The organism is Novosphingobium sp. HNCC26DJ243 (assembly GCF_057180545.1).
The window spans coordinates 314952-328193 of record NZ_JBXUGN010000003.1; the positions used below are offsets into that span (position 1 = coordinate 314952).

The following is a 13242-nucleotide window of genomic DNA, read 5'->3' on the forward strand; positions in this document are numbered from 1 at the left end:
TGCTTTGCGACATCCATTATGTTCTGTCGGGTGAAAACGCTGACCTGAAGTTAGCTTGAGGTTACCGCTTGGCAAGCCGTTAATGGTCCGAATTGCGCGGGATTTCGGCACCGCGCCCGGTCAGGCACCGCCGACGACATAGCAGGCCGCTGCCATGAGCAGGCCGGCGAAGCGGTTCGAGCGGAACTTTGCGAGCGGATCGATTCCGTCCTCGCGAAGCGTCGCCACCTGCCAGGCGAGATGGAGCGCGACGGGCGCAAGCGCGGCCAGCGCCAGCGCATCGGACCTCACCAGCCATATCGCGCCAGCCCAGCAAGCCAGCGCCATGGCATAGAGCGCGGCGACGCCCGCCCGGACATGCCGGCCGAACGAGAGGGCAGAGGAACCGATCCCGACCAGCGCGTCATCCTCGCGGTCCTGCAGGGCGTAGATGGTGTCATAGGCCATGCACCATGCCCAGCACCCGGCATAGAGTGCCGCGAGCGGGCCAAGGCGATCGAAGCCCGCAGCCTCTACCCAGCCAACGGGAGCGCCCCAGGTGAAGACCAGCCCGAGCCACGCTTGCGGCCAGCCGGTGATACGCTTCATGAAAGGATAGGCGGCGACGAGAGCAAGGCTGGCAAGCGCGACGACCTGTGCCTGCCAGCGCAGTTGCAGCAGGACGACGAGGCCAACGGCGCAGAGCGCGAGCAGCCAGATCCATGCCGCCTTCTTCGACACAGCGCCGCAGGCGATCGGCCGCGCGGCGGTGCGGGCGACGCGCGCGTCGAGGTCGGCATCAACGATGTCGTTATAGACGCAGCCTGCCCCGCGCATGGCAATCGCACCAAGCAGCATCCAGGCAAGAATGCCCAGGCGCGCGGTGCCGCCGCCAAGGAACAGGCCCCACGCGCAGGGCCAGAACAACAACCACCAGCCGATCGGACGATCGAACCGGGCCAGCAGGGCATAGTTGCGCAAGGGCTGCGGCAGGCGCGCGACGAGGCCGCGATGCTCGCTGTCGGGAACAATCTGTGCCGATGTGACCGTGTCCATGGCGTGAAGCCTTACTGTATGCAACGAATTGCGCTAGGCGCTTGTTGATGCCTGCTACGCCTGCCTGGCCGCCAAAGTCTGCTCCGCGCCTGTTCGTCGAACCGCGCTTGAGCGAGGGGATGCGCCTGGTGCTCGAAGGTCAGCAGGCGCATTATCTGGCCAAGGTGATGCGGGTGACGCCGGGTGACGCGGTGATCGTCTGCGACGATGCTACCGGCGAGTGGGTGGCACGCGTGGCCGAGGTCGGCAAGCGCGACGTGACAGTGGAAGTGGAGCGGCAGACGCGGCTGCGCGAGGATGTGCCGGATTTCTGGCTTTGCGCCGCCCTGCTCAAGAAGCCGAATTTCGACCTCGTGCTGGAAAAGGCGACCGAACTGGGCGTGGCGCGAATCGTGCCGGTGGTGACGCGGCGCTGCGTGGCGGACAAGCTCAATCCCGAACGCGCCCGCACAATCGTGACGGAAGCCGCCGAGCAATGCGCGCGCACCGCCCTGCCCACGCTGGGCGAGGCAGCGAAGCTCGACCAGTTGCTGCGCGACTGGCCCGAGGGACGCAAGCTGTTCTTCGCCGACGAGAACGGCGGAATGCAGGCGGCAGCGGCGTTCTCGATCCACGGCAAGGAACCGGTGGCGCTGCTGGTTGGGCCGGAAGGCGGGTTCGACGAGGCCGAGCGCGCCGCGATCCGGGCACATCCTGCGACAGTCGCGATTGCGCTGGGGCCGCGCATCCTGCGGGGCGAGACCGCCTCGATCGCGGGCTGCGCATTATGGATGGGCCTGCAGGGGGACTGGTTCGGCTGAGATTTCAACCGCTCCGGCAACAGTGAGTCTCACGAATTGGGCTGGTGTAAAGCCGCCGGGCACATTAACGGAAGCGCGCATGAGCACGCGGCAAGTTTCAGATCGCAACGATCCTATCCTCGAGAGCCGCGACATGCTGGTCGCGCCGATGCAGAAGGGCGAGAAGCCCAAGGCTGACTGGCGCATCGGCACCGAGCACGAGAAGTTTGTCTACCGCACGCAGGACCGCCGCGCGCCATCCTACACCGAAGCGGGCGGCATCCGCGACCTCCTGATGGCGCTGACCGAGTTCGGCTGGGAGCCGATCATGGAGGGTGACAATGTCATCGCCATGGGTGGTCCGGACGGGACGGTAAGCCTTGAACCTGCCGGCCAGCTCGAACTGTCGGGCGCGCCGCTTGAGAACCTGCACCAGACCTGCGCCGAAACCGGGCGCCACCTCGCACAGGTCAAGACCATCGGCGACAAGCTGGGCCTTGGCTATCTGGGTCTGGGCCTGTGGCCGGACAAGACGCGCGCAGAACTGCCGATCATGCCCAAGGGGCGCTACGACATCATGCTGCGGCACATGCCGCGCGTGGGATCGATGGGCCTCGACATGATGCTGCGGACCTGCACGATCCAGACCAACCTCGACTATTCGAGCGAGGCGGACATGGTGCAGAAGTTCCGCACCAGCCTGGCGTTGCAGCCGCTGGCGACCGCGCTTTTCGCCAATTCGCCGTTCCTTGAAGGCAAGCCAAACGGGCTGCTTTCCTATCGCAGTCACATCTGGACCGATACCGATCCGGCGCGCACGGGGATGCTCTCGTTCGTATTCGACGAGGGCTTCGGCTATGAGCGCTATGTCGACTACATGCTCGACGTGCCGATGTATTTCGTGTTCCGCGAGGGCAAGTACATCGACGCTTCGGGGCTTTCGTTCCGCGATTTCCTTGATGGCAAGCTGTCGGTCCTTCCCGGCGAAAAGCCACGGGAATCGGACTGGATCGACCATCTTTCGACGGCCTTCCCCGAAGTGCGCCTCAAGTCGTTCCTCGAGATGCGCGGGGCCGATGGCGGACCGTGGAGCCGGATCTGCGCGCTCCCGGCGCTGTGGGTCGGCCTGCTCTATGATCAGGGCGCGCTCGATGCGGCGTGGGACCTGGTCAAGGACTGGGACATGGACGGGCGCGAGAAGCTGCGCGCCGAAGTGCCTCGGCTGGGGCTCGATGCATCGCTGCCGGGCGGCGGCACCTTGCGCGACATCGCTGCCGAAGTACTTGCGATTTCGCGCAGCGGCCTGTCGGCGAGAGCGCGCCTGAACGAGGCTGGCGACAACGAGACCGGCTATCTCCAGCCGCTCGACGAGATCATCGCAACTGGCAAGACGCCGGCCGAGCGCCTGCTCGACCTCTACAATGGCCCGTGGGAAGGCGATCTTTCCCGCATCTACGACGAGAAGAGCTTCTGATGATCATCGTGATGGGTTCCGTGCGCGTTCCGGTAGAGAACATCGAGGCGATCCGGCCGATGATGGCCAAGGTCATCGCGGCGACGCGGGCCGAGGATGGGTGCATCGAATACGCCTATTCGCAGGATATCCTCGATGCGGGGCTGATCCACATTGCCGAGAAGTGGCGCGACATGGACGCGCTCAAGGCACATTTCGGGACCGAGCATATGAAAGTCTGGGCGGCAGAGCGCGCGGATCTTGGCCTCCACGGCCGCAACATCCGCGTGTTCGAAACCGACGAAGGTGCCGTCCTCTAAGGTTTACTCGGCGGGCTGGGCGACCGGCCGGTTCGGAGTGATCGCGCGGGCGCACTTGCGCAGGATCCGGGTGATCGGGCCGTATTGGGCCATCCATGCGTGGTATTCGCGATACTTGGCGTCTTCGGCAAGGAGGTGCTTTTCCTCGGTCTTTGCGCGCCAGAAATAGACGCCGCTGACCAGCGCGAGGATGACCGTGTTGCGGATCGCATCGACCATCGAATTGCTGGTGACGAGAAACGGCAAGGAGGCGAGCCACCAGTAGGTGTTCTTCGACAGGTACGCCGGGTGGCGCGTGAAAGCGTAGGGGCCGTTCGTCAGCACGCCGCGATAGGTGAGGTTCGAGAAACGCAGGCCGAAGGCGACGGTGGCCCAGGCGTAGACCGCCGTCAGAAAGACGAGCGCTGCCGCCCAGATCCACAGCAGGGTATCGTGGCCCTGCAGCCAGAAGGCCCATTCGGCACCGTTGTGGCGGTAATCAAGCACATCGCCATCGCCCATCAGGATGAACGGCGGATAGCACATCAGCGCGGCGACCCAGGCCGCCAGATGCGGGTTTGCGGTGCGGATCTGCGCATCGAGGGGTTTCATCGTCACGAGATATCCGACCATGGCGATCTGCACGTCGACCATGAACATCGTCTCGATCAGCAATGTCGCCAGCGCAACCGGATCGTGGGTGACCGAGGCCCAGTCGAAGCGGACAACCGCCGCAAAGCCACCGGGCACGATCGAGATCATGAAGGCGCAGAAGAAGCCCTTCACCAGCCATGACAGCCAGTGTCGCCTGACCTCGCCCGAATCCCACGGCTCGCGGCCGATCAGCATGGCACCGAAGTGCCAGGCGCCATCGCGCGGATTCACCAGCACGCGATCTAGCCAGAGAACGTACGGGATCGCGCCGAGGAAAAGGAACGGGACGGCGGTTTCGAGCACTTCCATCGCGAAGACATATTGCCCGCGCCAGTACCAGCGCGCGATGCAGTAGGCGAAGCCGATCAACGCCCAGGTGGCCCAGAGCCCGGCGATCTTGGTGACGGAGATATCGACGACGTCACGCAAGGGGCGCGGGGCGGACCAGTCGATGCCGGTCGAAGGGCGGCGGTGAACCTTGTCCACCAGCAGCGACCAGCCGACCATGCCAGCACCCGAGAAGAGCAGCGCCGACATCGCAGCCGAAGGGCCATCCATAACCGCGCGCGGACCGGGCAGCGCCATTGCATCGGCGATCGCCGGCCAGAATCGGCAGACGAGCACCCAGAACGCCAATCCGACAAGGCCGGAAAGGCCGACCCCGACAGATACGTCGGACGGCGGGAGAGATGGGCGCGCGCTCATGCGCCTGCCTTACCCCGCAAAGGGTTAGGAAACGGTTTTGATCGAGCGGCCAGAATTTTTGAACAGGCCCTCCCCGACCCCTCCCGCACGCAGGAGGGGCTGTGGGATCAACGGAAAGCGGTGATCCGGCCGTCGTCGTCGAGAATGTAGAGCGTCTGGTTGGCGACGATGGGCGCGAGGCTGACCGAGGAGCCGACCTCGGTGAATTCGCTGACCGTGCCATCGGTGACCGAGGCGCTCATTACCTCACCGCGCGAGTTGGCGATCCACAGGCGGTTTCCGGCTAGAACGGGGCCGGTCCAGAGGATCTGGTTCTTTTTCTTCTTTTCGTTCTTGTAACGCGAAAGCTGCGTCATCCAGCGGACCTTGCCGTTGGCCTTGGAGATGCACAGCAGCTTGGCCTCATCCGTCAGGGTGAAAATCCAGTCGCCCGCGATGGCGGGAGTGGAGATGCCGGCGAGATTGAGTTCCCAGATGCGCTGGCCGGTGACCAGTTCGTAGGCGGCCATGCGACCGCCCTGGCCCAGGGCATAGACGCGGCCACGCTCGATGATCGGATCGGCGTCGATGTCGGTCAGCGTCGAGACGCTGGTGGCGATGCTGGTGCGCGCGAGGGCATCGGCCCAGAGCTGGCGACCGTTCTCGTAGCGGTAGGCGACCAGTTCTCCAGAGGAATACCCCGCGACGATCGTGCCCTGACCGGCGGCGGGCGCGGCGACGCCGAATACGTTGGTCTGGCCAACCGAGGCGTTCTCGTTCCACAGGACCGCGCCATCGGCGGCGTTGATCGCGAGGATCTGGTTGTCCTGCGTCATCACCATGACCTGCCCGAAGGCGATCGTGGGCGATCCGCGCATCGGGCCAGCGGGCTTGACGCGCCACTTGATCGAACCGTTGGCAGCATCGAGCGCCGCGACTTCGCCGACGCCGTTGGTGACATAGACGACACCATCGTCAAAAGCGGCGCCGCCCCCGAAGGTGGAGTTGGCGTTCTGCTTCTCGGCCTTGATCGCCGTGTCCCAGATGCGCGAACCGGAATTGGCGTCGAAGGCGTGGACCGTACCTTCGGTGTCCATCACGAACAGCTTGCCGCCGCCGATTACCGGCGAAGCGGCGAGGCGCTGGCGGGCAGAAGAGCCCTTAATGCCCACGGTCCATGCCTTGCGCGGGGATTCGCCCAGCGCGACGTGGCCGTAGGACTTGCTGGCGGTGCCGCCGGCCTGCGCGAAATCGGCGTTCGCTTCGGGTGCGGGCAGCACGACGGTGGTCAGCGAGATGGAATCGTCGACCTTGGTGCCGGCTTCGATCTTGGAAAGGATCGGGGTACGCTGGCCGACCGTGGGTGTGGTCTTGGCCTTGTCCTTGCCGCCGAAAATACCGCAGCCACCCAGCGCGAGCGCGAGGACAAGCACGCTGGAAAGCGCGGCGCGGCGGACAGTGGGGTTAGGCGTCATGCTTTGGCATCCTCGCGTGATCATTGTGCCGCCGGTGCAACCAGCGTCGTTTCGCCCGGTTCCTCGACCGCGTCGACACCGAGCGTGCCGGCCATCTGGCGGGCACGGCGGCGCAGCGAATCCGGGGCGGTCTTGTCCTTGGCAATCTGGGCGAACAGCGCGCCGGCAAGCTCAGTCTTGCCCTGCTTCAGATAGGCAGTGCCGACGATCTCGCCCGCGCTGGCAAACCAGGCATTGCCCGGCACGGCGAGCGGCTTGAGCCGTTCGACGACCTTGTCTGGCCCGAGCTTGTCGAAAGTGAGCGCGACCTCGCGGATCGACGCAAGATCGCGATAGGCCTGCGGGGCATCGCTATCGGCAGCAATCGCGGCGAAAGCCTTTGCGGCTTCATCGACTTTGCCCTGTTCAGAGAGAATTCCGGCGTCGAGCAGCTTGGCCGTGGCGCGGTAGCCATCATGGCCGTCCTTGGCGAGCGGAGCAAGATCGCCACTGGCGGCCTTGAGATTGCGCGCCTCGAGATTGTCGAGCGCCTGGGTCAGGGCCTCACCCTGTTCGCCCGCAACCGTCTGGGTGTGATTGTCGTACCAGAGCCAGCCGGCAAGGCCGAGCAGGCCCGCAGCGATCAGCGCCGCAGCGGGCTTTCCGTACTTCTGCAGCGCGGTGAACACCTGATCCTCGCGCAGGGCATCGTCCACTTCGCGCAGGAAGCCTTCGCCGCCTTGCGGGGAACCGCGCTCGGCAAGCTGGTCGGAACGGGTCTGCGGACGATCGGGACGGAGAGCCAAGGCAGCGCTTTCGGGAAATTCGGTTGATGATTGCTAGCGGGTGTCTGGCGCGGTGTTTAGCGGATGGGACCGCCTTTTCAACGGAATTGATTCTCTAGGATTCGCGCGTGAACGGCGGCTGAAGCGCCTTTCAGGGGAAGCTGGCCCTGCCAAGGGCTGCAGCGTAGACCTCGGCGTAGCGTGCGAACATGACGCTCTGATCGAATTCGGCCGTTGCGCGCAGGCGGTTGGCGTCACCGATGCGGCGGCGGGCGACATCGTCGCGACACAAAGTGGAGAGCGCTTCGGTGAAGGCGGCATCGTCGCCTGCGGGCGTGATGAAGGACCGGTTGGGCTCGGCCACCATGGCGGCCACGTCGCCCACGGCGGGACTGGCGACGGCAAGGCCCGCTGCCATGGCCTCCAGCACCGAGAGTGGTGCCTGTTCGCTGTCGGACGAGAGCGCGAACAGATCGAACAGGCCGACCGCCGCCGCCGGATCGGACACGTGCCCCGGCAGGTGGACGCGGTGGCCGAGATCGAGACGGATCGCCTCGGCGCGGATCACATCGCGTTCCGGCCCTTCGCCAAGGATGACGAGCTGCCATTCGGGCGGCAGGGCAGCGAGCGCGCGGACCATGCGCGGCAGGTTCTTGACCGCGCGCAGGCCCGCAAGCGTGCCAAGCCACTTCTCGCCGGGGCGCTTGACCACGCGGGGCAGGACATCGGGCCGTGGCTTGCGGCCATAGGCGGCGGTATCGATGCCATTGGGGACAAGGCAGACGCGCCCGCGCGGTTGGCGCCATGCGCCAAGCGCGATGGCTTCGAGTATCCGCGAGGGGACGACCAGCGCGGACGCGCGCGACAGGGCGACCATGCGATACCAGTTGCGGCTGCGCTTGAGCCCGCCTGCCTCGTCGGCATTGAAGCCGTCTTCGTGGTGGGCGAGCGGGGCAAGGCCCATTGTCGGGCCGAACACCGCATGCGCCATTACCGCGTCCATCGCGCCCCAGTTGTAGGTCAGGATGAGGTCGAAGCCCTGCATCGCGCGGGCTAGTTTCTGCAGGCGGCCGATGCGCAGCTTTCCGGCCAGTGGCGGGAAACCGAACGGAAAGAATGCCGCTACGCGCTTGTCGATGAGTGCCTTTGCACCCATCGCAGCGGGTTGCGCGGAGACGACGTGATGCTCCACGCCGCGCCTGAAATGGTTCATCAGCGCAACGGCGCGGCGCTCCTTGCCGCCTGCATCGAACGTGGAGTGGAGATGGAGCACCTTGAGCGGTGCCCCAGTGGCGCGCGCGGTCATGCCACCTGATCGAGCAGTCGTTCGATCGCGGCGACCGACTCCGGCTCGTCGAGCGTTGGGGCGTGGCCGATGCCGGCAATGGTGACAAATTCCACGCCCGGGCGCTGCGCCATGCGCGCGGCAACCGGGGCTTCGAGAATGTCCGAGTTTTCCCCGCGCAGGACCAGCAATGGCCGAGAGGCGAGCGCATCGTACATCGGCCACATGTCGACCTGCGGGGTCGCGCCCTGCGGAGACTCAAACGGTTCTGCGATCTTCATGTCATAATCAAAGGCAATGCGCCCGCCGGTGCCCAGCGCCATGATCCGCTTGGCGTAACGCAGCCAGTCGGTGATCTGCCATTCGGGGTAAATGTCGGCGCTGCTTTCCTGCAGCGCGCGGGCGGCGTGCATCCACGTCTCGAAATTGCGGCCCTGCCCGACATAGCCGCGAATCCGCTCAATCCCTGCGGCTGAAACCTCAGGACCGACATCGTTGAGCACTGCGGCGGCGATCCGCTGCGGATTGCTGGCGGCCAGGAGCATGGTGAGCAGCCCGCCGAGCGAGGTGCCGATCGAGACGAAGCGGGCTATGCCTTCCTGCGCCAGCAACAGTTCGAGGTCCTGCAGGTATTGCAGTGGCTGATAGGTCATCGGGTCCTTGGCATAGTCGCTGTCACCGCGCCCGCGCATCTCGGGGCACAGTACGCGCCATTTTCCGCCAAGCCTCGCGGCGAGATCCTCGAAATCGCGGGCATTGCGGGTGAGGCCCGGAAGGCAGAGCACGGGCGGACGCGCGGCATCGCCGGGATATTCGCGGAAATGCAGTTGCAGCCCGTCGCTGCTGGTCCAGCTACGATCTTCGTAATCGCCCATGATTGTGGTGAAACCGCCCTTCGCTGGCCTAATTCGCATGCGCCCGGTTGCAGGTGGGCGCTGTGGTGCCCACTATTGCCACATGCAGCCGCTCCCGCAAGACGCGATCTATCGCGCATCGCCCCGGATTATGGCCATAGCGGACTGGATCGGCGATCCCGTGCGCGCAGCGGACTTCCCCGAAACGCGGCTTCGCTGGCGCAATGACCGGGCGGCCGAAGACGTCGGACTGGCCGGATTGTCGGACGCGGACTGGGTGCGGCATTTCGGTCGGTTCGAGCCGCTGCCCGACAACATGCCGGGCCCGCTGGCGCTGCGCTATCACGGGCACCAGTTCCGCGTGTACAACCCCGATCTGGGCGACGGGCGCGGGTTCACTTTCGCGCAGATGCTGGACGGCGATGACCGGCTGATGGACCTTGGCACCAAGGGTTCGGGGCAGACGCCGTGGAGCCGGCGCGGCGACGGACGGCTGACGCTGAAAGGCGCGGTGCGCGAGATCCTTGCAACCGAGATGCTCGGCGCGCTGGGCGTCAACACCAGCCGCACGTTCAGCGTGATCGAGACCGGCGAGGCGCTGCATCGCGGGGACGAACCTTCCCCGACCCGTTCGGCCGTGATGGTCCGCCTCAGCCACGGCCATATCCGCATCGGGACGTTCCAGCGGCTGGGCGCGCTGGGACTCGAAGACGAGATGGCGCAGTTGGTCGCCTATTGTCTCGCCAACTTCCCCGGCAACGACTTCCCCGATGCGCCGCATCCGGCGGTGCGGTTCTTCAACCAGGTGGTCGAGCGCATGGCCGACATGGCGGCGAGCTACATGGTGGCAGGCTTCGTCCACGGGGTGCTCAATTCCGACAACATGAACGTCACCGGAGAGAGCTTCGACTATGGGCCCTGGCGCTGGCTGCCAAAGTGGGAGCCCGGATTCACCGCCGCCTATTTCGACCATCAGGGGCTCTATGCCTATGGCCGCCAGCCCGAGGCCATCCACTGGAACTGCGCGCAGCTGGCCATTGCACTGCGATCGCTGGTGGAGGCCGCACCGCTGATCGAGGCGCTCAATCGCTATCCGGAACTGTATCAGGCGGCGATGACGCGGCGATGGTGCTGGCGGCTCGGCGTGGAGCCGCGCGGGTTGGAGGAGGACACCGCCCTGATCGGTGCCTGCGAAAAGGCGATGGGAACCGGTGGCATCGGACCGGACGCGTTCTTCTTTGCGCATCGCGGCGGGCGCGGGCCTTTTGCCGAGACTGCGGAAGGCGCTGAACTGAAGGCGGCAATGGCGGCGTATACCGCAACGGTCGGGGATCATCCCTACTGGTCTGACCCGGAGGCACAATCCATGCTGATCGACGAGGTCGAGGCGATCTGGGAGCCGATTGCGCGCGATGACGACTGGTCCGCTCTTGAAGCAAAAGTGGCGGCGGTGCGGCGCATGGGCGAGGCTATGGGGACAAGACCCGAACCCTGGGGCCATGAAGGGGCCTGAAATCGCGCTGCCGGCTATGGCATGGAGCATGAATATTGTTTAATCGGTAACCGGTGAGAGGGTACAGAACCCTGCACTGGGTCCGCATCCAGCGTTCGCAAGAGCACGAGAAAAGACAGGTCTGATTCGTGGCAGTTGCCGAAATCGTATCGTATGAACCCGCCACCGGCGCCGAGATCTGGCGCGGGAAAATCGGCGACGTGGACGACGTGGTGGCACGCGCCCGCCGGGCATGGCCTGTCTGGGCCGGACAGCCGCTTGCGACCCGTATCGAACTGGTGCGTCGCTTCGCCAACGAGGTGCGCAAGGACGCCGACAAGCTGGCGACGATGATCTCGCGCGAAACCGGCAAACCGCTGTGGGAAGCGCGCACGGAAGTCGAAAGCGTCATCAACAAGGTCGAGATTTCGGTCCGCGCCTATGCCGACCGCACTTCGCAGCGCAAGCTCGATTCGGCGCTGCAGGGCACCGCGGCGCTCCGGCACAAGCCCCATGGCGTAATGGCGGTGCTGGGGCCGTACAACTTCCCCGCCCACCTGCCCAACGGCCATATCGTTCCGGCGCTGATCGCGGGCAACGTGGTGGTGTTCAAGCCTTCGGAGAAAACGCCCGCAACCGGCGAAATGCTGGCGCAGTGCTTCAACCGCGCAGGTATTTCCGCCGCCGTCGTGCAAGTGCTGATCGGTGGCCCGGAACAGGGCCAGGCGCTGGTTGCGCACGACGGCATCGACGGCGTGCTGTTCACCGGCTCTGCCCATGCGGGCATCGCCATCAACCGCAAGCTGGCATCGAACCCCGGCAAGATGGTCGCGCTCGAAATGGGCGGCAACAATCCCATCGTGATGTGGGATACGCCCAAGATGGAGGATGCGACTTCGCTGATCGTGCAGTCGGCATTCACCAGCGCCGGGCAGCGCTGCACCGCCGCGCGCCGCTTGATCGTCAAGGCTTCGATCTATGACGAGGTCGTGGACGGAGTGAAGCGCCTTGCCGACCGCATCATCGTCGGCGCACCGTTCGATGATCCGCCGCCGTTCATGGGCCCGGTGATCGACAACCGGACCGCAGACGGCCTTACCGAAAGCTTCGTCTACCTGCTGTCTTCGGGTGGGCGCCCGATCAAGCACATGGTGCGTCTGCGCGACGACCTGCCGTTCCTGAGCCCAGCGATCATCGACGTGACCGGAGTGGAAGAGCGGCCCGACGTCGAACTGTTCGGCCCGCTGCTGCAGGTGGTGAAAGTCGACGATTTCGACGAGGCAATCGCCGAGGCGAACAACACGCGTTTCGGCCTTTCGGCGTCGCTGATCGGCGGCACGCCGCAGGACTACAACCGATTCTGGGCGAACATTCGCGCAGGCGTGGTCAACTGGAACCGGCCGACCAACGGCGCCAGCTCAGCCGCGCCGTTCGGCGGCATCGGACTTTCTGGCAATCATCGCCCGAGCGCCTATTACGCAGCGGACTACTGCGCCTATCCGGTCGCCTCGACCGAGATGGACCAGCCCCGCGCGAGCATCGGCGTCGGCCTGCGCAGCGACTGATACCAACCTATTCGGCGGGATCGGGGAGCGGCAGCGCCGGGTCGATCGGACCGCCGGGAATCACCGCGAGATTGCGCATGTTCTGCTGGCTGAGGTCGGGATCGACCATCAACTGGCCTTCGAGCGCTTCGGCCATAACCGGATCGATCGGCGCGCCATCCTGTTCGAGCGAGGATGAGCCGCAGGCGGACAGTGCCAGGGTCAGCGTGACCAGAATGAGGCGGGTGGCAGACATGGTCCGCTTCTAGGGCAATCACGGTTAACAAAAAGGGAGCGCCCCACCTGAGTGAAGCGCTCCCCTGCCGACCTTGCAGTGCGACCCGAAGGACGGTCAGAATGTGTCAGCGGCCCGGATCAGCGGCAGCGCGATCCGCCACGATCGACCTCGCGGCCGAGCAGCGCGCCACCAGCAGCGCCGAGAATGGCGCCAAGCGTGCGGTCACCGTAGTCGCCGGCTACTTCGCGGCCGAGCAGGGCACCGGCAGCGCCGCCAATCAGAAGGCCGGTCGTGCCGTTGGAGCGACGGCAGTAATAGCGGCCGTCGTTGCCACGCCAGACGCGACTGTTGCGATAGACCGGCTCGCCATAATAGGCGCGCTCGTTACCACGGTAATAGCCACGGTCGGAACCCCGACCATAGTAGCGGTCGCCGCGATAGCCACGATCCCCGCGCCAATCGCGATGGTTGCGGCTGTGCTCCCAGCGCTCGCCATCCCAGCCCTGGTTCCACTGGGTTGCAACCACGGCGGACTGGCCGTGCGTCGCCGTGGCGGCGGTAGCGGGAACGGCGGTTGCGACGGTCGAGGCCGCCAGGAGCGCGAGGGCTGCGTTCTTGAGATTGATCATGGGCCTTCTCCTCATTTTCGGACGGAGCGGCTCTATGCCGATTTCGCCCTGAAGCTT

Annotated in this window: 13 protein-coding genes; 5 read left to right on the top strand and 8 right to left on the bottom strand. The window is 65.5% G+C overall.

Annotation, left to right across the window (positions count from 1 at the left end):
* Window positions 1-120 precede the first annotated feature (120 nt).
* Window positions 121-1035, bottom strand: a complete 915-nt coding sequence (ubiA, locus tag AC2A04_RS11950) for a 4-hydroxybenzoate octaprenyltransferase (RefSeq protein ID WP_484212559.1) — start codon at window positions 1033-1035, stop codon at window positions 121-123.
* 47 nt (window positions 1036-1082) lie between these two features.
* Between ubiA and AC2A04_RS11955 the strand changes: the two genes are divergently transcribed.
* The 3 genes from AC2A04_RS11955 to AC2A04_RS11965 all read left to right on the top strand — a co-directional run bounded on the left by AC2A04_RS11955 (window position 1083) and on the right by AC2A04_RS11965 (window position 3587).
* Complete coding sequence (locus AC2A04_RS11955) at window positions 1083-1835, top strand: 16S rRNA (uracil(1498)-N(3))-methyltransferase (RefSeq protein WP_484212560.1); 753 nt, start codon at window positions 1083-1085, stop codon at window positions 1833-1835.
* A 79-nt stretch (window positions 1836-1914) separates the two neighbouring features.
* A complete protein-coding gene (locus AC2A04_RS11960; protein WP_484212561.1) occupies window positions 1915-3288 on the top strand; it encodes a glutamate--cysteine ligase in 1374 nt (457 codons plus the stop codon).
* Window positions 3288-3587, top strand: coding sequence for a putative quinol monooxygenase (locus AC2A04_RS11965; protein ID WP_484212562.1), 300 nt, complete (start codon window positions 3288-3290; stop codon window positions 3585-3587). Before AC2A04_RS11960 ends, AC2A04_RS11965 begins: the two co-directional genes overlap by 1 nt.
* Window positions 3588-3590: 3 nt before the next feature.
* Here AC2A04_RS11965 and AC2A04_RS11970 read toward each other — a convergent pair whose 3' ends face one another.
* The 5 genes from AC2A04_RS11970 to AC2A04_RS11990 form a co-directional block, all read right to left on the bottom strand.
* On the bottom strand, window positions 3591-4925 hold the full coding sequence (locus AC2A04_RS11970; protein WP_484212563.1) for a methyltransferase family protein: 1335 nt from the start codon (window positions 4923-4925) through the stop codon (window positions 3591-3593).
* Window positions 4926-5032: 107 nt separating this feature from the next.
* Complete coding sequence (locus AC2A04_RS11975) at window positions 5033-6379, bottom strand: outer membrane protein assembly factor BamB family protein (RefSeq protein ID WP_484212564.1); 1347 nt, start codon at window positions 6377-6379, stop codon at window positions 5033-5035.
* A 20-nt stretch (window positions 6380-6399) separates the two neighbouring features.
* Window positions 6400-7164 (bottom strand): tetratricopeptide repeat protein, encoded by a 765-nt coding sequence (locus tag AC2A04_RS11980; protein WP_484212565.1) that lies wholly within the window; start codon window positions 7162-7164, stop codon window positions 6400-6402.
* 130 nt (window positions 7165-7294) lie between these two features.
* Complete coding sequence (locus tag AC2A04_RS11985; RefSeq protein WP_484212566.1) at window positions 7295-8449, bottom strand: glycosyltransferase family 4 protein; 1155 nt, start codon at window positions 8447-8449, stop codon at window positions 7295-7297.
* Window positions 8446-9303 carry an alpha/beta fold hydrolase gene (locus tag AC2A04_RS11990; RefSeq protein WP_484212567.1) on the bottom strand — a complete coding sequence of 286 codons (858 nt, stop codon included), beginning with the start codon at window positions 9301-9303 and terminating at the stop codon, window positions 8446-8448. The genes AC2A04_RS11985 and AC2A04_RS11990 overlap by 4 nt, the downstream gene beginning before the upstream one ends.
* 82 nt (window positions 9304-9385) lie before the next feature.
* Here AC2A04_RS11990 and AC2A04_RS11995 point away from each other — a divergent pair, with 82 nt between their 5' ends.
* Both AC2A04_RS11995 and astD read left to right on the top strand, forming a co-directional pair.
* A complete protein-coding gene (locus AC2A04_RS11995) occupies window positions 9386-10795 on the top strand; it encodes a protein adenylyltransferase SelO (RefSeq protein ID WP_484212568.1) in 1410 nt (469 codons plus the stop codon).
* A 128-nt stretch (window positions 10796-10923) separates the two neighbouring features.
* Window positions 10924-12339: a succinylglutamate-semialdehyde dehydrogenase gene (gene astD, locus AC2A04_RS12000; RefSeq protein WP_484212569.1), complete on the top strand. Its 1416-nt coding sequence runs from the start codon at window positions 10924-10926 to the stop codon at window positions 12337-12339.
* Window positions 12340-12346: 7 nt separating this feature from the next.
* On the opposite strand, the gene AC2A04_RS12005 is transcribed toward astD, so the two are convergent.
* Together AC2A04_RS12005 and AC2A04_RS12010 are read right to left on the bottom strand one after the other, a co-directional pair.
* Entirely contained in the window at window positions 12347-12574 is a 228-nt protein-coding gene (locus tag AC2A04_RS12005; protein WP_484212570.1) for a hypothetical protein, read from the bottom strand.
* 119 nt (window positions 12575-12693) lie between these two features.
* Window positions 12694-13185, bottom strand: coding sequence for a glycine zipper 2TM domain-containing protein (locus AC2A04_RS12010; RefSeq protein WP_484212571.1), 492 nt, complete (start codon window positions 13183-13185; stop codon window positions 12694-12696).
* Window positions 13186-13242: the final 57 nt, after the last annotated feature.